Source organism: Rhizobium glycinendophyticum (genome assembly GCF_006443685.1).
GTDB lineage: Bacteria > Pseudomonadota > Alphaproteobacteria > Rhizobiales > Rhizobiaceae > Allorhizobium > Allorhizobium glycinendophyticum.
On record NZ_VFYP01000001.1, the window covers coordinates 1786746 to 1806422 of the forward strand.

The following is a 19677-nucleotide window of genomic DNA, read 5'->3' on the forward strand; positions in this document are numbered from 1 at the left end:
CGCCTTTTTTCTTGTGCATGACCCCCATCCGTCTCCCGCCGACACCTTCGGCTTTTCTCTTACCCCCGGTATGATTCGCCCATGACCCAGACCCGTTCTTCCTCCAAAGCCATGATCCTTGGTTGCCTCGGCCAGCGCCTGTCGGCAGACGAGAAGGCCTTTTATCGCGACGAGCAGCCCTGGGGCTTCATCCTCTTCGGCCGCAATATCGGCGAGGCCGAACAGGTGAAGGACTTGGTCGCGGAGATGCGCGACACGGTCGGGGGAAGTGCCCAGGTGCCGGTGCTGATCGACCAGGAAGGCGGTCGCGTCCAGCGCATTCGCGAGCCGATCGCGCCGCGTTACCCCTCGGGCGCCGATCTCGGCGCTCTCTATGACGCGGATGCGGAAAAGGGGCTGCGCGCCGCCTGGCTGATGTCGCGCCTGCATGCCTTCGATCTTTACCGGCTGGGTATCAATGTCGACTGCCTTCCGGTGCTCGACGTGCCGATCGCCGGCGCCAGCAATGTGATCGGCAATCGCGCTTATTCGAACGACCCGCATGTGGTTGCCAGGATGGGGCGGGCGGCTGCGGATGGTCTGAAGGCGGGCGGTGTACTGCCGGTCATGAAGCACATGCCCGGCCATGGTCGCGGCATGGCCGACAGTCATCATGATCTGCCGGTTGTTACCGTGCCACGTGCCGAACTCGAAGCGCATGATTTTGTGCCGTTCAAGGCGCTCGCCAACGAACTCATGGGCATGAGTTGCCATGTCGTGTATACTGATATTGACCCGGATCACCCGGCCTCGACGTCACGCATCGTGACCGAGGAGATCATCCGCAAGGCCATCGGCTTCGAAGGGCTTCTGATGTCGGACGATATCTCTATGAACGCATTGCAGGGCTCGATCGGCGAGCGAGCCGTCCGCATAGCAGCGGCGCTCGACGTTGTCCTGCATTGCCACGGCCATATGGACGAGATGCAGGCAGTGGCGGCCGCTGTCTCGGAACTCTCGGGCGAGGCACGTGCCCGGGCAGACGCCGTCGAAGCGGCCTTCGCGGCGCCCGACAATGCCGACGAGCAAACGCTGCGCGACGAGTTCCAAAGCTTGATGGCGGTCGCCTGATGGTGCGCGGCCCCGTCCATCCAACCGTTATCAACCGGCCCTCTAATGCCGAGACGCCGGCGCCGACGCCGATGGACAGCCTCTGGCAGGACAATGCCGAGGAAAGGGCCGCAAGCGACCCGGCATTGCTGATCGATGTGGCCGGCTTTGAAGGTCCGCTCGATCTTCTGCTGTTCCTGGCCCGCAACCAGAAGGTCGACCTTGCACGGATTTCTGTGCTGGCGCTGGCAGAACAGTATCTGCAGTTCATCGAAAGCGCACGGCGCATACGGATCGAACTCGCAGCCGACTATCTGGTGATGGCGGCCTGGCTCGCCTATCTGAAGTCGCGCCTGCTGATCCCGCAGCAGGCCAAGGACGACGGTCCCTCTGGTGAAGAGATGGCCGCAACGCTCGCCTTCCGGCTGAAGCGCCTGGAAGCCATGCGCGACGCGGCCTCCCGCCTGGTCAACCGTAATCGGCTCGGTCGCGATGTCTTCGCTCGCGGTGCGCCGGAGCACGTGCCGGCCCGCGCCGAAAGCGCCTATGAAGCCAGCCTCTACGATCTTCTCTCGGCCTATGCCTCGTTGCGTCAGCGGCAGGCGGTCACTCAGGTGACCATCGAACGTCGTCGGGTCTGGTCACTCGCCGATGCGCGCGGCATCCTGACCAGAATGATCGGGGAGATCGCCGACTGGACGGCACTCGATCAGTTCCTCATTCGCTTCCTGGCGTCGCCCGAAGACCGCGTCACCGCAATTGCGAGCGCCTTCGCCGCCTCGCTCGAACTCGTGCGTGAAGGCCGGCTGGAAATCCGTCAGGAGGGTGCCTTCCAGCCGATCTATATGCGCGGCGGCCCGAAGGCCGAAGCGCTCCATGCGGTCGAGTGAAGGCCATGAGCGAGGTCGATGCAGCACCCATGGATGATGGGATCGACGAAGACGACGAGCCGGTCGTCGACGAGGCGGCCCTTGCCCAGCGGGAGGGAGAGGCGCTCAGAATTGCCGAAGCACTGGTTTTCGCGTCTGCCCAGCCGGTCTCAACCGGTTTCATCGAGGAGCGCCTGCCGCGCGGCATTGATGCCCGCGCCATTCTGCACAAGCTGAAGGATGATTATGCCGGTCGTGGCGTGAACCTGGTTCAGGTCGACGATCATTGGGCCTTTCGCACGGCGGCCGATCTTTCCTTCGCCATTCGCAAGGACGAAACCGAAGTCAGGAAGCTGTCGCGCGCCGCCCTCGAAGTGCTGGCGATCATAGCCTATCACCAGCCGGTCACACGCGCCGAGATAGAGGACATCAGAGGCGTTCAGACATCCAAGGGTACGCTCGACGTGTTGATGGAAGCCGGGTGGGTGCGTTTTCGCGGTCGTCGCCGCTCACCCGGTCGCCCCGTAACACTCGGCACGACCCGCGATTTCCTCGACCATTTCGGCCTTGAGGAACTGCGCGATCTTCCGGGCCTGGAAGAGTTGAAGGGGGCAGGGCTGCTCTCCGGTCGCATCCCCGCCAACTTCAATATTCCCATGCCACTCGGCTCCGACGACCTGACAGACGAGGAGGACCCGATCACCCAGCTCGATCTGGAGGAACTCGGCCTCTTGACTCCGGGCGGTGAAGCAGAGGAATAGGGTCAGCTTTTAAATGGTAACCGGCCCCTTCCGGACCCTCGAAGTCCGGCATGACCGGCGCGGCGAGGGCGGACCGGCCGCGCGGACGATGGAATGAACCTAGCGAAGACCAGGCACGGAAACGGTCAGCGGACGGCGGGCGTGACATTCGCCGCCCGTCTCACCTTCGAAGATATCCGCCACCGCTATCACGGCAAGGAAACCATTCGCGGCCTGTCGCTGACGGCAGAACCGGGGGAGGTGCTTTGCCTGCTTGGGCCCTCCGGCTCGGGAAAGACGACGTTGCTGCGCATTGCCGCCGGCATCGAGGCGCAAACCAGTGGGCGCGTCGTGATCAACGACCGGGAAGTGGCGGGCCCCGGAGGGTTTCTGCCGCCCGAAAAGCGCGGCATTGGTCTGATGTTTCAGGACTTTGCCCTTTTTCCGCATATGAGCGTGCTCGACAATGTCCGTTTTGGTCTGACTGCGCTGCCGGCCAAGGAAGCAATTGCCGAGGCTGGTGCTGCTCTAGAGCGGGTAGGGCTGTCGCATTATGCCGACAAGTATCCGCACGCGCTGTCCGGCGGTGAGCAGCAGCGCGTGGCGCTTGCCCGCGCACTGGCTCCCCGGCCGAGCGTGCTCCTGATGGACGAGCCGTTTTCGGGACTTGATTCGCGGCTGAAGGACACAGTCAGGGCTGACACGCTCGCAATTCTGCGTGAGACCCGCGCGACCGCCGTCGTCGTCACCCATGACGCGGAAGAGGCTATGCGCATGGCGGACCGCATCGCGCTTCTGAAGGACGGCCGCCTCGTCCAGGTCGGCAGTTCCGACGATCTCTATCGCCGACCGCGCGATATTTTTGCCGCTGCCTTCTTCTCGGAGATCAATGAGTTCGCCGGTCGGGTGTCTGGAGGGGCGGTCGAAACCCCGCTCGGCCGGGCGGATGCGGCTGGTATGCGCGAGGGCTGCGAGGTCTCCGTGGCCGTGCGTCTGTCGGGCCTGTCCGTTCGCGAGACCGGTGGTCCTATCCCCGCCCGCATCGTCGCGCGGCGCTTCCTGGGCGTCGTCGAACTGCTTGATCTTGCCGTCCCCGGCACGGAGACACCGGTCCGTGCCCGCATCAAGGCGGACATCTTGTCGCCGGGTGCCCGTGATGTAACGATTGCGGTTGAGCCCAAGGATATTTTGGTGTTTGAAAAGACAACGGAAACCCCCTACATCGGGGAAACGACAATCTAAGGAGTGGCAGGCATGGGTTCGTTTAGCATTTGGCACTGGATCATCGTCTTGGCGATCGTCCTGCTTCTCTTTGGTCGTGGCAAGATCCCCGAGTTGATGGGCGACGTCGCCAAGGGCATCAAGAGCTTCAAGAAGGGCATGAGCGACGAAGACGACAATGATGTCGCCTCGACCTCGACTTCGGCCAAGACCGTCGACCATAAGCTCGACGAAACCAAGTAATCGATACTCTTGGAACGATGAAAGGGTGGCCCTCCGGGCCGCCCGCATTGGTATGGGATAGGCCGCAGGCGTCGAGGGCGACGATACGGCGCGGCATCAGGAGCCCGTTGGAATGCTGGATATTGGCTGGACCGAGCTGTTGGTGATCGCCGTGATCCTGATTGTGGTGGTCGGTCCCAAGGACCTTCCCCCGATGATCCGCGCCTTCGGAAAGATGACGAAGCGCCTGCGCCAGACGGCTGGCGAGTTTCGAGCTCAATTCGACGAGGCGCTGCGCGAGGCCGAGCTCGACGACCTGAAGAACTCGGTCAACGACCTGCGTTCGATGAACCCGGCCAATTCCATCCGTGAAACTCTGAACCCGCTTCGCCAGATGGGACAGGACATCAAGTCCGACCTGCAAAAGGCGACGCGGATGGACAATGCGACGCCCGCCTCCTCATCTATGGCGGCAGCTGCCGCCGGCGTAACACCGACGGAAAACTCGATTCTTCCGGATCTGCCGACAGGGGCAGCCACGGTTCCGCCGGATCTCGCGCCCGTTGCCCCTCCAGCGACAGCGGCAGCGCAAAGCGAGCCCGCCTCCGTTACCCCCGTCCCCGCATCCGCGAGCAAGCCCCGCAAGGCGCCCGCGAAGAAAGCGGCCGTGGCCGAAGCCGCTCCGGTCTCCGCTCCGGTCTCCGCTCCGGTGAAGTTGACAAAGCCGAGGGTCAGCGCATCCAAGGCTGTGGTTGCGGCCCCCGAGGTTCTTCCAGTGCCCGTGGCGGCCAAGACCCGCCAGCCCAAGCCGGCAACCGCAAAGGCTCCGTCCACGAAGACGGCGGCCACGAAAACCGCTTCTGCCAAGACGACTTCCGCAGCCGACCCTGTTGCCGATCCTCAGGCTACGGCACCTGGGTCCCGCAAGTCGCGCCCGAAAAAGAGTGAGGATCGCGCATGAGCGGCGATATCGATGACAAGCCGCAGCCGCTGATCGAACATCTGATTGAGCTGCGGACCCGGCTGATCTGGGCGCTAGGCGCCTTCTTCGTCGCCTTCCTCGTCTGCTTCTATTTTGCCAAGCCGCTCTTCAACCTGCTGGTCGTGCCCTACAAGATGGCAGTGATGTGGGCCGGGCTTGATGTGACGAAGGCGGAGTTGATCTACACGGCACCGCAGGAATTCTTCTTCACCCAGGTGAAGGTCGCAGCCTTCGGCGCCATGGTCATTGCCTTTCCGGTGATCGCGTCGCAGATCTACAAGTTCGTGGCGCCCGGTCTTTACAAGAACGAGCGTGCGGCATTCCTGCCGTTTCTGATCGCCTCGCCGGTGCTCTTCCTGATCGGCGCGTCGCTGGTCTACTTCTTTTTCACGCCCATGGTCATGTGGTTCTTCCTCGCCATGCAGCAGAGCCCGGGCGAGGGCGAAGTGGCGATTTCGCTGCTGCCCAAGGTGTCCGAGTATCTGAGCCTGATCATGACGCTGGTCTTCTCATTCGGCCTCGTCTTCCAGCTTCCCGTGATCACCACGCTTCTGGTGCGTGTCGGCATCATCGAAAGCAAGTGGCTGGCCGACAAGCGGAAGTATTTCATCGTCGTCGCCTTTGTGGTCGCAGCCGTGCTGACGCCGCCCGATCCGCTGTCCCAGATCGGTCTTGCACTGCCGACGATCCTTCTCTACGAGGTGGCTATCTACGCGGCGCGACTCGTCGAGCGCAACCGGGCCAAGGCCGAGATGGCTGAGGCAATGCCGACAACGACGGACTAGGCGGCCAGAACGGCCGCCGCGAGCGCCGCTTCAACCCATGCCGACATGGGGCCGGACGTGGCCGCCGGCCAGATCCGATCCCGGTCGAAACACAAGACCTGGAACGACGATGCTCGATATCAAGTGGATCCGTGACAATCCCGAGGCCCTGGACGCAGCGCTCGCCAAGCGTGGCGCAGAACCGCTGGCGGCTTCCCTGATCGCCCTCGACCAGAAGCGTCGTGCCGTGGCTCAGTCGATGCAGGACATGCAGTCGCGCCGCAACTCGGCCTCCAAGGACATCGGCGCCGCCATGGCGCAGAAGAATACCGAGTTGGCCGAAAAGCTGAAGGCGGAGGTCGCCTCGCTGAAGGACACCCTGCCGGCAGCCGAAGAGGAAGAGCGTCAGCTCACCGCTGAGCTGAACGATGCCCTGTCGCGCATCCCGAACATCCCACATGACGACGTGCCGGTCGGCAAGGACGAGCATGACAATGTCGTTGCTCGTGTGGTTGGGAACAAGCCGACCTGGAACCACAAGCCGCTGGAGCACTATGAGGTCGGCGAAGGCCTCGGTTACATGGATTTCGAGCGTGCTGCCAAGCTGTCGGGCGCCCGTTTTACCGTGCTCACCGGTCCGCTGGCCCGGCTTGAGCGCGCGATCGGGCAGTTTATGATCGACCTCCACACCTCGGAGCATGGCTACACGGAAGTGTCGTCGCCGCTTCTGGTGCGCGCCGAAGCGCTCTATGGCACCGGTAACCTGCCGAAGTTCGAGGAAGATCTGTTCAAGACCACGGACAGCCGCTACCTCATCCCGACGGCCGAGGTGACTTTGACCAATCTCGTCGCTGGGGAAATACTCGACCAGGAAAAGCTGCCGCTGCGCTTTACCGCACTCACCCCATCCTTCCGCTCGGAAGCAGGTTCCGCCGGCCGCGACACGCGCGGCATGCTGCGCCAGCACCAGTTCTGGAAATGCGAACTCGTTTCGATCACCGATGCCGAAAGCTCGATCGCCGAACACGAGCGCATGACGGCCTGCGCCGAAGAAGTGTTGAAGCGTCTCGGCCTGCATTTCCGTACCATGACGCTCTGCACCGGCGACATGGGCTTTGGCTCGCGCAAGACCTATGACCTTGAGGTCTGGCTGCCGGGGCAGAACACCTATCGCGAAATCTCGTCCTGCTCGGTCTGCGGCGATTTCCAGGCCCGCCGCATGAATGCGCGCTATCGCAACAAGGACGGCAAGGGCACGACCTTCGTGCACACGCTGAACGGCTCGGGTACGGCTGTCGGACGCTGCCTGATCGCGGTGATGGAGAACTATCTCAATGAAGACGGCTCCATCACTATTCCGGACGTGTTGCTGCCCTACATGGGCGGTCTGAAGAAGATCGAAAAGGCGGCCTGATCGGGCCGCCACCGGAGTGGGCATGCGCATCCTGCTGACGAATGACGACGGTATCCATGCTCCAGGGATAGTGGCTCTGGAAAAGATCGCGCGCAGCCTGTCCGACGATGTCTGGATCGTGGCCCCCGAGACCGATCAGAGTGGCCTTGCCCATTCTCTGACGCTGTCGGAGCCTCTGCGGCTGCGCGAACTCGGCGAGAAGCGTTTTGCCCTGCGCGGCACGCCGACCGATTGCGTCATCATGGCGATCCGCAAGGTGCTCGACCGCAAGCCGGATCTGGTGCTGTCGGGTGTCAATGCCGGTGCCAATCTCGCCGACGACGTGACCTACTCCGGGACCGTGGCCGGAGCGATCGAAGGGACTGTGCATGGCGTGCGCTCCTTCGCGCTGAGTCAGGCCTATAGCTATGAAGCCGGCGCGCCGATCCCGTGGCACGTGGCCGAGGCGCTGGCGCCGGACCTCTTGCGCAAGCTGATGACCTTGGATCTGCCACCCGGCACCTTCCTCAACCTCAACTTTCCCCATTGCGAACCGGACGAGGCCGAGGGTGTCGAGGTGACCGCCCAGGGCAAACTCGAATTCGGCCTCTCGGTCGAAGAACGTCACGATGGTCGCGGTCTGCCCTACTACTGGCTGCGTTTCGGCGACCGCAAGGGCAATTACCGTGCTGGCACCGACATTCACGCGCTGCGGGCGAAGAAAGTGTCCGTGACGCCGCTCAAGCTCGATATGACCGATTATGCGGTGCAGGATCTTGTGGCGGAAGCGTTGGGGCAGGGAGATCTCGGATGAGATCTGCGCTTCTCGAACGGGAAGGTTTTGCAGCTCTCGTTCTGCGCCTGCGGGCCGAGGGGGTTACCAATCTCGATCTTCTGACGGCGGTCGAGCAGACGCCACGCTCTACTTTCGTGCCTCCAGAGTATGCCGCGAGCGCCTATTCCAGCCGCTCGATCCCGATCGAATGCGGGCAGTTCATGGAAGGCGCCGATCTGGCGGTGAAGCTGCTTGGCCAATTGCAGGTGAAGCCCGGCCATCGTGTGCTCGAGGTCGGCACCGGCAGTGGCTTCATCACCGCAGTGCTTGCAAGGCTTGCCGAACGTGTCATCTCGCTGGAGCGGTACAAGACCCTGATCGCGGGCGCGCAGCGACGGTTGGAAACGCTGGCTCTGCGGAACGTCATCCTGCGCCAGGCCGACGGCACGAATGGCTTGCCGGGCGAGGGCACCTTCGATCGCATCTTCGCGACGGCCGCCTATCCGTCCATGCCGCGTTTCTACGCGGAACAACTGGTCTCCGGCGGCATGCTACTCGTGCCGCTGATGATCGACGAGACGCGCTGCATCATGGTGCGCCTGACCAAGACCGGCAGCCGCTTCGAGCGCGAGGATCTTTTCGAGGTTCCTTTCCTGCCGCTGCAGCCAAAGATCGCCCAGCAGTTGTGAGTTTCGTCACAGTCGGTTCGGCCCTAATCCGCCGGCGAAATTGCCGGTGAGCCGGGTTTTGTCGGGTATCTGCATATCTGCACTTTGTCGAATTAGTTCACGTGGATTCCAGGGAGTTAACTGACCAGTAATACTAACGCGCTTTAATGAACCCATATCAATGTGTGTCATTTGTGGGTCGAGTCATGCGTAATAGTGTATCGCCAAAAGCTGGACTGCCGGTCGTCCGCATCTGCGGCGCCATTCTCCTGGCAGGCACCGTTGCCGGTTGCAGTTCGGATGCCTCGCGCTTCACTTCGGTCTTCTCCACGGACAATCTGACAACCGCTTCAATCCCGCGCGGCCAGTCTCCTCTGCGTGAGCAGCCGCCGGTCCCCGCCGAAAACATTGGCGGCAGCTACGGCCAGAGCCAGGCGATGGCCCAGCCGGCCCCCACCTACCAGCAGAACACCTACCAGCAGAACACCTATCAGCCGGCCGCAGCGCGTGCCGCAAGCACCCCCGCAGCCGTTCAGCGGGCCGAGCTCTCCGCTCCGTCGGGCATGGGCGCTCCGGCCGTCAGCAACAATTCTGAACGCGCTCAGGCTCTGGCGCAGCCCTTCCCCTCGATGCCCGCCAAGAACGGCAACGGCACAGTGGCGCTCGGCGCTCCGCCGCAGAACCTGGCCGAACCCAGCGTCACGGGGTCGACACCGAAGAAGGGCCAGTGGTCGACCGCCAATGCCGCCCGCGTCACCCTGCGTCCCGGTGAAACGATCGCCACGCTGGCCAATCGCTATGGTGTGCCGGAGCGCGAGATCCTCAAGGCGAACGGTCTGACGCATTCGTCGGATGCGGCAACCGGCCAGCTGGTGGTGATTCCGAGCCTTGCCGGTGGCAATGCGGCACGTGCGGCTGCCGATGCAAGCGGTATCCCCGATGGTGGCAAGCCGGGCCTGCCGGACGGCCAGCAGCAAAACGTCGCCGTCCTGCCGACGGTACCGGGCTCTCGCGACAAGCAGCAGGGCTCGACGCTCGCCGCGACCGGCAAGACGCCGGCTGGCGCGGGCACTGGCACCTATGTCGTCAAGCCGGGTGATTCCATCGCTCGCATCGCCCAGCAGAACGGGGTGAGCACTGCCGAACTGAAGAAGGTCAACGGCCTGACGACCGGTGCAATCCGTATCGGTCAGGTTCTGACCCTGCCGCAGAAGTCTGGCCAGGCCGCTGTAACGCCTGTCGCCGCCGATCCGATGAAGACGGCATCTGTTCCGGCCGCAAGTCAGCCCGGCGAATACAAGGCGCCGACCGCGACCAAGTCGGTCTCGGAGGTCGCGTCGGTGGATCCGGAATCCTCCGCGCCGCAGGCAACCGGCATCGGCAAGTATCGCTGGCCGGCCCGCGGTGCCGTCATTGCCAATTTCGGTTCGAATATCGACGGCAAGCGTTCCGACGGCATTGCCATCTCTGTCCCGACCGGGACCCCGATCAAGGCTGCCGAAAATGGCGTTGTCATCTATGCCGGCAATGGGTTGAAGGAACTCGGCAACACGGTTCTCATCCGCCACGACGACGGCAAGGTCACGGTCTACGGTCATGCCGACAGCATTTCGGTCCAGCGCGGCCAGAAGGTTCAGCGCGGCCAGACCATTGCCACCTCGGGCATGAGCGGCAATGTTTCGCGCCCGATGCTGCATTTCGAAGTCCGCAAGGATGCGGCTCCGGTCAATCCGATCACTTATCTGGAATAGGTTTTGCGTACCAGATAATGGCAAAAGGCCCGGCATCAACCGGGCCTTTTCTCGTTCTGTTCAGGCTTCTTCTGATCAGGCGTTGTCGGTCGAAATTCGCAATCGGCCGGCAAGGTCCTGAATGTATTGCCAGGCGACGCGGCCGGAACGCCCCCCGCGTGTGGTGGCCCATTCAAGCGCTTCGTGATGCAATTGCGCTTGCGGCAGAGGCAATTTGAAATGGGCGGCATAGCCGTCGATCATTGTCAGGTAGTCGTCCTGACTGCATTTGTGGAAGCCGAGCCAGAGGCCGAAGCGATCCGACAGGGAGACCTTTTCTTCGACCGCCTCCGACGGATTGATCGCCGTCGACTGCTCGTTTTCCATCATGTGACGCGGCAGCAAATGGCGGCGGTTCGATGTGGCGTAGAACAGCACATTGTCCGGTCGCCCCTCGATGCCGCCGTCAAGCGCTGCTTTGAGCGATTTGTAGGCGGTGTCGTCATGGTCGAAGGAGAGGTCGTCACAGAAGACGAGGATGCGGTAGGGCGCGGCTTTCAGGATCTCGAGCAGTCCGGGCAGGGAGGCGATGTCCTCGCGGTGAACTTCGACGAGCTTGAGGAGAGCGTCAGTCGTCGCGCGAATGTCGGCATGGACTGCCTTGACCAGCGAAGACTTGCCCATGCCGCGGGCGCCCCAGAGCAGAACGTTGTTCGCCGGAAAGCCCTCTGCGAAGCGCAGCGTGTTGTCGTGCAGGATATCGCGCACATGATCGACGCCGCGGATCAGGCCGAGTGCCACGCGGTTCGGGCGCTTGACCGGCTGGAGATGTTGCCGCGCGGCGTTCCAGACAAAGCAGTCGGCGGCGTCCCAATCGTTTGCTACCGGGGCGGGCCCCGCAAGGCGCTCCACGGCATTGGCAAGTCGTGTCACTTCGGCAAGCAGTGCCGCCATCGTCTGATCAGTCATCATGTCCTCCAAGCGCCCGCTGATGCGGTGTTCGGCCTGTCTGATCACGCGGTATCACGCGCATTTGCGCACAGAAAGTGTAACGGCTGGGAAAATGGTACGCCCCCACGCTGTTTCTGTTGCATTCATAGGCCCGGTCACTATATTCCGGCGACCTGAACGGGGGGTGCCCGACCGGCGCCAGCACTTGGCTTCATAGGAGTTCTACATGTTTATCACGCCAGCCTTTGCCCAGGACGCGACCGTTGCTACGGGCGCTATGGGTTCCGGTTTCGAGATGCTTCTGCTTTTCGCGCCGCTGATGGTGGTCTGGTACTTCTTCCTGATCCGTCCTCAGCGCGCGCAGATGAAGAAGCGTGAGGAAACGCTGTCGACCATTCGCCGCGGCGACCAGGTCATTATGGGCGGCGGCATCGTTGCCAAGGTGACCAAGGTGATCGACGACAAGGAACTCGAAGTCGAGATCGCCGATGGCGTGAAGGTCCGCGTTCTTCGCCAGTATGTTGCGGAAGTCCGCGTCAAGGGCGAACCGGTGAAGACCGAGACAGCCGCCTGATCTCTCCGATTTCAGGGCCGGCATAGCGCCGGCCCTTTACGTTTTCCGCTACCTTTTCGAGAGTTCCATGCTTCATACATCCCGCTGGAAGACTGCGTTCATTTGGTTGACCGTCCTGGTCAGCGTTCTGGTTGCTATACCGAATGTCTTTTCGGATGAGACGCTGAAGTCCTTCCCGTCCTGGCTGCCGACCAACAAGGTCACGCTGGGCCTCGACCTGCAGGGCGGCTCGCACATCATGCTGAAGCTGGAACGGGCCGACATCGTCAAGGAGCGGCTTGAAACCATTGTCGGCGACGTGCGCACGCAGCTGCGTGACGCCAACATCCGCTATACGGGTCTGTCCGGTGTCGGCCAGCAGATCCAGGTCAAGATTACCGATGCGGACAAGCTGGCGGCCGCAGAAGAAGCCCTTCGCTCGCTCACCACTCCGGTCAGCGTCGGTGGCCTGACGGGCGGTTCGGTCACCGAAGTGACCATGGAACGCGGCGAAGACGGCGTGCTGCGCCTGGCGCTCACGGACCCCGGCATCGATTATCGCGTCTCGTCGGCGCTCACCCAGTCCATGGAAGTCGTTCGCCGCCGCGTCGACGAACTCGGGACGACCGAGCCCCTGATCCAGCGCCAGGGCGAAGACCGGATCATCGTCCAGGTGCCGGGCCTGACCGATCCCCAACGTCTGAAGGCTCTGCTCAACCAGACCGCAAAGCTCTCCTTCCGCATGGTCGATACCTCGATGCCGGTGACCGAGGCGATCAACACGCGTCCGCCGGCCCAGTCGGAAGTGCTCTATTCGACCGACGATCCGGCCGTGCCCTACCTCGTCGAGAAGCGCGCGCTGATTTCTGGCGAAAACCTTGTCGATGCCCAGGCATCGTTTGACCAGCGCTCGAATGAGCCGGTCGTCAGCTTCCGCTTCGACAGCCGTGGCGCCCAGCGCTTCGCCCAGGCGACTCAGCAGAATGTCGGCCGTCCCTTCGCCATCATCCTCGACGATCAGGTGATTTCCGCACCCGTGATCCGCGAGCCGATCCTCGGCGGCTCCGGCCAGATTTCCGGCAACTTCTCCGTCGAGGGCGCAAACGATCTTGCCGTGCTCCTGCGCGCCGGCGCCCTTCCTGCGACCCTGACCGTTGTTGAAGAACGCACCGTCGGCCCCGGCCTCGGCCAGGATTCGATCAATGCCGGCGTCACCGCCAGCATTCTCGGCGCACTCGCCGTCGTCGCCTATATGATGATCTTCTACGGCACCTTCGGCTTGATGGCGAACATCGCGCTCGCCGCCAACATCGTCATGATCATGGCGGCGCTGACGCTGATCGGCTCGACGCTGACCCTACCGGGCATTGCCGGTATCGTGCTGACAATGGGTATGGCCGTCGACTCCAACGTTCTGATCTACGAGCGTATCCGAGAGGAAGCGCGCAACGGACGGTCGCTCATCCAGTCCATCGACATCGGCTTCAAAAAGGCCTTCGCCACCATCGTCGACGCCAACCTGACGACGCTCATCGCTGCCGTCGTTCTGTTCTTCCTCGGTTCCGGTCCGGTGCGCGGTTTTGCCGTTACGCTCTCCATCGGTATCGTCACGACCGTCTTCACCGCCTTCACCATGACCTTCTGGCTCATGGCGCGGTGGTATCGCTGGAAGCGTCCGAAGATCATTCCGAAGAGCATCCGCACCGGCTTCTTCGACAACCGCAACATCCGCTTCATGGCAATGCGCAAGATCAACTTCGCAGCCGCCATGGTGATCTCTATAGCCTCGGTCATCGGCTTCTTCACCGTGGGCATGAATCTCGGCATCGACTTCAAGGGCGGCTCGATCATCGAGGTCAAGGTGCGTCAGGGTGAAGCCGATCTCTCGGACATCCGCGAGCGTCTGAGCCAGCTCAACCTCGGCGAAGTTCAGGCCCAGGGCTTCGGCGATGCATCGAGTGCACTGATCCGTCTACAGGCGCAGGACGGCGGCGAGAACGCTGAGCAGTCAGCGCTGGCCAAGGTGCGCGGTGAACTGGAAGCGCAATACGACTTCCGCCGCGTCGAAGTCGTCGGTCCTTCGGTGTCCAATGACCTCACCTACACTGCGACACTCGGCGTGGCCGTGGCGCTGCTCGGTATCCTGATCTACATCTGGTTCCGCTTCGAATGGCAGTTTGCGCTCGGGGCCATCATCGCCACGTTGCACGACGTGATCTTCACCCTCGGCCTGTTCGTGCTGACCGGCTTCGAATTCAATCTGACCAGTATCGCGGCGATTCTCACGATCATCGGTTACTCGCTGAACGATACCGTCGTCGTGTATGACCGAATGCGTGAGAACCTCAGGCGCTATAAGAAGATGCCGCTCGACGTCCTGATCGACGAATCGATCAACCAGACGCTTTCGCGGACCGTTCTGACGGCGGGTTCTACCTTCCTGGCGCTGCTGGCTCTGTATGTATTCGGCGGTGAGGTCATCCGCTCCTTCACCTTCGCCATGCTTGCGGGTGTGGTGATCGGCACTTTCTCCTCGATCTACATCGCCGGTCCGGTTCTGATCGCCTTCAAGCTGCGTCCCGAGAGCTTCCAGAAGGACGACGAGAAGGAAGCCGACAAGGCGGCCGCCAAGGCGGGGGCCTGAACTGATGGTCTTCGGCTTCGGTGACAAGGGCATCGTCATCCGCGATGCCCATTTCCCCGGCCAGCCGGTGATTGATTCCTATGGCAATGGCGGCTTCCGGTTTGCCGACATGTCCCATCGTGGTTCGCTGCTCTTCCTGCCATCAGGCGTTTATGGCTGGGAGCAGACGGAAGACCAGCCGCTGACGCTTGCCTCCTTCGAACGGGTGCTTGCCGAGACGGGCATCGAGTTCCTGATCATCGGCACGGGCCGCCAGCTTCGACTGATCGATCCGACTGTCAGGGCGGCCTTGAAAGAGAGAGGGATCGCCAGCGATCCCATGGGAACCGGTGCGGCACTGCGCACGTATAACATCATGCTGGCCGAGCAGAGGCCGGTCGCCGCGGCATTAATTGCCGTCTGAGAAAAGCTCCTGAAAGGTGCCCCGTGAGCGAGCTGAAGCCGGACAATGAGGCGCTGTGCCTCGCAGCGTTGCGCGAATACGACCGTGACCGCTATCTGGCGAGCCTCTTGACACCTGCCGAACACCGCGCCGCCGTCGTTGCGCTCTATGCTTACAATGCTGAACTGGCTCGTGTTCGCGATTTGGTGCGCGAGCCGCTGCCCGGGGAGGTCCGTCTGCAATACTGGCGTGATCTGCTGGAAGGTTCGGCTCATGGCGAGACGGCAGCGAACCCTGTAGCGGCGGAACTGTTACGAGCCGTCAGCGAGCGCGACCTGCCGATCGCGCCGCTCATCGCCATGGCCGATGCCCGTATCTTCGACCTTTACGACGATCCAATCGAATCCACTGTCATGTTCGAAGGCTATGCCGGCGAGACCTCCGCCGCACTGATCCAGCTTGCCGCGTTGGCGCTGGACCCGAAGGCGGCAGAAGGCGCCTTCGAGATCGTCGGCCATGCGGGCGTCGCGCTCGCCGTCGCCGGTAGCCTCCTGCTGATGCCGATCCACCGGAGCCGTGGACAAGTCTATGTACCGCTCCAGATTTTGTCCGCGGCGGGGCTCGACCGGGACACCTTCCTGACAGACGATCAGCCTGCGCGACTGAAGACCGCAATCGAGGCTTTCGCCGGTTACGGTCTTGATCATCTCAAACAGGCGCGCACGGGCGGCGCGATCCCCAAGAGCCTGCTGCCTGCTTTCCTGCCTGTCTCGCTCGCTTCCGGCGTCCTTCAACGGGCCGCCAGCGGTGGCGCAGCTGCACTTGCCGGCACGATTCGCGCCCCCCAATGGCGCCGTCAGCTGGCGATGATGCGGCTTCTGGTCACCGGCCGCCTGTAAGAGCGAGCCGAGCCGCCTTGCCACGTGGTCACGCTCGCGCAAGGCTCGGTCATTATGCGGAGAGGGATATGAACTGCGACTGTGGAGCCGCGAGCCGATCATGCTGACTTGGGGTATCGTCTTGGCGCTTGTCGGCGTCCTTGCTTATTTTTCATCCCGCATGGCCCGCCAGCAGGAGGCCGAAGGCCTGCAGGACATGGGGCTGGCGATCATGGAGTTCGGCCGGGCCTTCCCGCAGGAGGCCATCCGCAGCCTGCATGCAACGGTCGACGGCAAGGCTGTCTTTGTGCGCCTGCACGACAACAAGGCCGGCTTCATGCGCAACATGCGCAGCCACTATGCCTGCCACCTGATCGAGCCTGGCACCGTTCGTGTGCGTGATCTCGGCAATGGCAAAAGCTTTGCGGTCGAGTTCCTCGACGCGCCGTTTCACAACGGTGAGTTCCGTTTTGCCAATGCCGCAGAGGCCGCCGAGGTTGCGCTCTGGCTGCTCGGCAATTATGTCGGCCCCGCCGATCGCGAAGCCGAAGCGCTGCCGAGCACATAAACCCGGCAGCACCAAACGCGATCAGTTCCTGCCAAGCCAGGCCTTGCAGTCTTCGAGCGCCCGTGCGGCCACAAGCTGCCGCTTCATGATCGTCTTGTCCTTGCCGCGAAAACGCTTGACGCCTTCGGGCTTGACGATCGAGCCCGGCTCCAGCTCCGGGAAAAGCCCGAAATTGATGTTCATCGGCTGGAACGAGCGCTTGCCCGGCTCATCGTCAGAGACGATGTGACCGCCGGTGATGTGATTGAGCAGCGAGCCGAGGGCGGTCGTTGCCGGTGGCAGGCTGATCTCTTCACCCTTGCGCTGCGCAGCGGCAAAACGGCCGGCCAGCAGCCCGATCGAAGCACTTTCCACGTAACCCTCGCAGCCGGTGATCTGACCGGCAAACCGGAGACCTGGTCGGGCCTTCAGCTGCAGCGTCGGATCGAGCAGGGTCGGCGAATGGATGTAGGTGTTGCGGTGCAGACCGCCGAGGCGGGCGAATTCGGCGTTTTCCAAGCCCGGGATCATGCGAAAAATCTCGGCCTGGGCGCCGTATTTCAGCTTCGTCTGGAAGCCGACCATGTTGTAGAGCGTGCCAAGCGCATTGTCCTGGCGCAGCTGCACGACGGCATAGGCCTTGACGGTGGGGTTATGGGCATTGGTGAGACCCATCGGCTTCATCGGCCCGTGGCGAAGCGTCTCGCGGCCGCGCTCCGCCATGACCTCGATCGGCAGGCAGCCGTCGAAATAGGGCGTGCCTTCCCATTCCTTGAAGCCGACGGCGTCGCCCTCGATCAGGGCGTCAACAAAGGCATTGTACTGGGCCTCATCGAGCGGGCAGTTGATATAGTCCTTGCCCGTGCCGCCAGGGCCGACCTTGTCGTAGCGCGACTGGTACCAACAGATGTCCATATTGATGCTGTCGCGATGCACGATCGGCGCGATGGCGTCGAAAAAGGCGAGCGCGTCTTCGCCGGTCTTTTCCCGGATGGACTCTGCGAGCGACGGGGAGGTGAGAGGGCCGGAGGCGATGATGGCGAGGTCCCATTCCTCAGGTGGCAGGCCGGTCACTTCTTCTCGCACGACCGTAATCAGAGGGTGAGCCTGAATTTCGGCGGTGACAGCGTCGGAGAAGCCGTCGCGATCGACAGCCAGCGCTCCGCCGGCTGGAACCTGGTGACGGTCGGCGCAGGCCATGATCAGCGAGTTCGCCATGCGCATCTCGGCATGGATGACGCCGACGGCATTGGAGGTCGCATCATCAGAGCGGAAAGAGTTGGAGCAGACCAGTTCGGCCAAGCCATCGGTCTTGTGCGCATCGGTGCCGCGCACGCCGCGCATTTCATGCAGGATGACCGGAACACCGGCCTCTGCGATCTGCCAGGCGGCTTCCGAACCGGCAAGGCCGCCGCCGATGATGTGAATGGGGGAGAAGGAGCTGTTTGTCATGGCCGGCTTCCTATCACGGGCCGGCGGCAAAGGTCCATCACCTCGGTGTTCAGAGACCAGGATGCCGATTGCCGCAGGCGAGTCCCGGAATCAAAAACGGCACCATGCGGTGCCGTTTCGATCCGACTTCCGTGCAGATCCGATCAACGGAACGAGCGCGAAGCGATGTTGCGGATTTCGTAGCGGGTGATGCCGATGTCGTTCAGGGTCTGGCTGGAAAGGTTGCCCAGTTCAGCCATCGTACGGCGGTAGCTCATCCAGTTCTTGGCAATGCGGATCGGGTTCATGGTCGTTTCCTCGGGTTCTATCTCTTGGCTGATCCTGCGGTGTTTCCCGCATCAGCGATTGGCCTTCTTATACGCCCGTAAAACAAGATTGTGCAGTGCAAATAATATGCGACTGCCATGCATTTGTGCAGGGGGTTGGCGCTATAAGTGGCAAGAGCGGAAGGCTGGTCAAAAACGCGCCATAGGTTAATGCCTGTTCGCAAATGCAGAAAAGCCCGCATATGCGGGCTTTTCAGGCGTTGATGATAAGGATTTTCGGCCTTCAGACGGGCTTGATGAGAATGTGCTTCTTTTTGCCCAGCGACAGCTTGATGACCCCATCGCCGGAGAGCTGTGCGTTGCCGACAGACATGCGTTCATCGGAGACGCCGGCATCGTTAATCTTCACCGCACCGCCCTGCACATGACGACGGGCTTCGCCGTTGGAGGCGGCAAGGCCTGCCTTGACGATCAAGGCGAGCAGGCCGACGCCGGCCTCGAGTTCGCCGGCGGCGACTTCGACGGTCGGCAGGTTTTCCGACACGGCACCTTCCTCGAAGGTCTTGCGTGCTGTTTCGGCGGCATCTTCTGCCGCCTGACGACCATGCAGGATGGCGGTGATCTCGGTGGCGAGGATCTTCTTCGCCTCGTTGATCTCCGAGCCGCCGAGCGATGCCAGTTTGCGGATCTCGTCCAACGGCAGTGTCGTGTATAGCTTCAGGAAGCGCTCGACGTCAGCATCTTCGGTGTTGCGCCAGTACTGCCAGAAGTCATAGGCCGAGAGCATGTCGGCGTTCAGCCAGACGGCACCATTGACCGATTTGCCCATTTTGGCACCGGACGAGGTCGTCAACAGCGGCGAAGTCAGCGCGTAGAGCTGCGGTGTGCCCATGCGGTGGCCGAGATCGATGCCGTTGATGATGTTGCCCCACTGGTCGGAGCCGCCCATCTGCAGCCGGCAACCGTAACGCTGGTTGAGCTCGACGAAGTCGTAGGCCTGGAGGATCATGTAGTTGAATTCGAGGAAGGACAGCGACTGTTCGCGATCGAGCCGCGTCTTCACGCTGTCGAAGGACAGCATGCGGTTGACCGAGAAATGCCGGCCGACATCGCGCAGGAATTCGAGATAGTTCAGACCACGCAGCCATTCAGCATTGTTGATCATCAGCGCGCCGCCCTTGGGGCCGGCCTCGTAGTTCAGATAGTTCGAAAAGCAGCGCTTGATCGAGGCAATGTTCTCCTCGATGGTGTCGACGGTCATCAGCTTGCGGGCTTCTTCCTTGAAGGAGGGATCGCCGACCATGCCCGTGCCGCCGCCCATCAGCGAGATCGGCTGGTGGCCGGTCGCCTGGAACCAGTGCAGCATCATGATTTGGATGAGACCGCCGGCATGCAGCGAAGGCGCCGTCGGATCAAAGCCGATATAGGCCGTCACGCTTTCCTTGGCGAGCAGGTCGTCGAGGCCGGTTTCATCGGAGATCTGATGAATGAAGCCGCGCTCGTGCATGGTGCGGAGGAAATCGGACTTGAACTTCGTCATGACGCTGTTGC

At 62.3% G+C, this 19677-nt stretch carries 20 protein-coding genes; 16 read left to right on the forward strand and 4 right to left on the reverse strand.

Annotated elements, in window-relative coordinates; translation table 11 throughout:
- Positions 1-81: 81 nt before the first annotated feature.
- The 11 genes from nagZ to FJQ55_RS08800 all read left to right on the forward strand — a co-directional run bounded on the left by nagZ (position 82) and on the right by FJQ55_RS08800 (position 10474).
- Entirely contained in the window at positions 82-1110 is a 1029-nt protein-coding gene (gene nagZ, locus FJQ55_RS08750) for a beta-N-acetylhexosaminidase (protein WP_140827232.1), read from the forward strand.
- On the forward strand, positions 1110-1979 hold the full coding sequence (locus FJQ55_RS08755) for a segregation and condensation protein A (protein WP_140827235.1): 870 nt from the start codon (positions 1110-1112) through the stop codon (positions 1977-1979). The genes nagZ and FJQ55_RS08755 overlap by 1 nt, the downstream gene beginning before the upstream one ends.
- A gap of 5 nt (positions 1980-1984) precedes the next feature.
- Complete coding sequence (scpB, locus tag FJQ55_RS08760; RefSeq protein WP_140827236.1) at positions 1985-2719, forward strand: SMC-Scp complex subunit ScpB; 735 nt, start codon at positions 1985-1987, stop codon at positions 2717-2719.
- Positions 2720-2812: 93 nt separating this feature from the next.
- Complete coding sequence (locus FJQ55_RS08765; protein WP_140827238.1) at positions 2813-3940, forward strand: ABC transporter ATP-binding protein; 1128 nt, start codon at positions 2813-2815, stop codon at positions 3938-3940.
- Between the two features lie 12 nt (positions 3941-3952).
- The gene (locus FJQ55_RS08770) at positions 3953-4162 is read left to right on the forward strand and encodes a twin-arginine translocase TatA/TatE family subunit (RefSeq protein WP_062283192.1); all 210 of its coding nucleotides are present in this window, start codon (positions 3953-3955) and stop codon (positions 4160-4162) included.
- A 112-nt stretch (positions 4163-4274) separates the two neighbouring features.
- Positions 4275-5102, forward strand: a complete 828-nt coding sequence (gene tatB / locus FJQ55_RS08775) for a Sec-independent protein translocase protein TatB (RefSeq protein ID WP_140827239.1) — start codon at positions 4275-4277, stop codon at positions 5100-5102.
- On the forward strand, positions 5099-5908 hold the full coding sequence (gene tatC, locus FJQ55_RS08780) for a twin-arginine translocase subunit TatC (RefSeq protein WP_140827240.1): 810 nt from the start codon (positions 5099-5101) through the stop codon (positions 5906-5908). Before tatB ends, tatC begins: the two co-directional genes overlap by 4 nt.
- Positions 5909-6017: 109 nt before the next feature.
- Positions 6018-7301: a serine--tRNA ligase gene (gene serS / locus FJQ55_RS08785; RefSeq protein WP_140827242.1), complete on the forward strand. Its 1284-nt coding sequence runs from the start codon at positions 6018-6020 to the stop codon at positions 7299-7301.
- A 22-nt stretch (positions 7302-7323) separates the two neighbouring features.
- Positions 7324-8094, forward strand: coding sequence for a 5'/3'-nucleotidase SurE (surE, locus tag FJQ55_RS08790; RefSeq protein WP_140827243.1), 771 nt, complete (start codon positions 7324-7326; stop codon positions 8092-8094).
- Complete coding sequence (locus FJQ55_RS08795) at positions 8091-8744, forward strand: protein-L-isoaspartate(D-aspartate) O-methyltransferase (protein ID WP_140827244.1); 654 nt, start codon at positions 8091-8093, stop codon at positions 8742-8744. Before surE ends, FJQ55_RS08795 begins: the two co-directional genes overlap by 4 nt.
- A 185-nt stretch (positions 8745-8929) precedes the next feature.
- Entirely contained in the window at positions 8930-10474 is a 1545-nt protein-coding gene (locus FJQ55_RS08800; protein WP_140827246.1) for a LysM peptidoglycan-binding domain-containing M23 family metallopeptidase, read from the forward strand.
- 75 nt (positions 10475-10549) lie between these two features.
- Here FJQ55_RS08800 and FJQ55_RS08805 read toward each other — a convergent pair whose 3' ends face one another.
- Positions 10550-11422 (reverse strand): ATP-binding protein, encoded by an 873-nt coding sequence (locus tag FJQ55_RS08805; protein WP_140827247.1) that lies wholly within the window; start codon positions 11420-11422, stop codon positions 10550-10552.
- Positions 11423-11630: 208 nt separating this feature from the next.
- Here FJQ55_RS08805 and yajC point away from each other — a divergent pair, with 208 nt between their 5' ends.
- The 5 genes from yajC (at position 11631) to FJQ55_RS08830 (ending at position 16429) form a co-directional block, all read left to right on the forward strand.
- Entirely contained in the window at positions 11631-11978 is a 348-nt protein-coding gene (gene yajC / locus FJQ55_RS08810) for a preprotein translocase subunit YajC (protein WP_140827248.1), read from the forward strand.
- A gap of 67 nt (positions 11979-12045) precedes the next feature.
- Entirely contained in the window at positions 12046-14601 is a 2556-nt protein-coding gene (gene secDF / locus FJQ55_RS08815; RefSeq protein ID WP_140827250.1) for a protein translocase subunit SecDF, read from the forward strand.
- Positions 14602-14605: 4 nt separating this feature from the next.
- Positions 14606-15004 (forward strand): Mth938-like domain-containing protein, encoded by a 399-nt coding sequence (locus tag FJQ55_RS08820; protein WP_140827251.1) that lies wholly within the window; start codon positions 14606-14608, stop codon positions 15002-15004.
- A 23-nt stretch (positions 15005-15027) separates the two neighbouring features.
- Positions 15028-15882: a phytoene/squalene synthase family protein gene (locus tag FJQ55_RS08825; RefSeq protein WP_140827252.1), complete on the forward strand. Its 855-nt coding sequence runs from the start codon at positions 15028-15030 to the stop codon at positions 15880-15882.
- 100 nt (positions 15883-15982) lie between these two features.
- Positions 15983-16429 carry a hypothetical protein gene (locus FJQ55_RS08830; protein ID WP_140827254.1) on the forward strand — a complete coding sequence of 149 codons (447 nt, stop codon included), beginning with the start codon at positions 15983-15985 and terminating at the stop codon, positions 16427-16429.
- A gap of 21 nt (positions 16430-16450) precedes the next feature.
- On the opposite strand, the gene trmFO is transcribed toward FJQ55_RS08830, so the two are convergent.
- The 3 genes from trmFO to tyrS form a co-directional block, all read right to left on the reverse strand.
- Positions 16451-17860, reverse strand: a complete 1410-nt coding sequence (trmFO, locus tag FJQ55_RS08835) for a methylenetetrahydrofolate--tRNA-(uracil(54)-C(5))-methyltransferase (FADH(2)-oxidizing) TrmFO (RefSeq protein WP_140827255.1) — start codon at positions 17858-17860, stop codon at positions 16451-16453.
- Positions 17861-18003: 143 nt separating this feature from the next.
- Positions 18004-18147: a DUF1127 domain-containing protein gene (locus FJQ55_RS23970; RefSeq protein WP_082511209.1), complete on the reverse strand. Its 144-nt coding sequence runs from the start codon at positions 18145-18147 to the stop codon at positions 18004-18006.
- 262 nt (positions 18148-18409) lie between these two features.
- Positions 18410-19666, reverse strand: a complete 1257-nt coding sequence (tyrS, locus tag FJQ55_RS08845; protein ID WP_140827256.1) for a tyrosine--tRNA ligase — start codon at positions 19664-19666, stop codon at positions 18410-18412.
- Between the last annotated feature and the right edge of the window lie 11 nt (positions 19667-19677).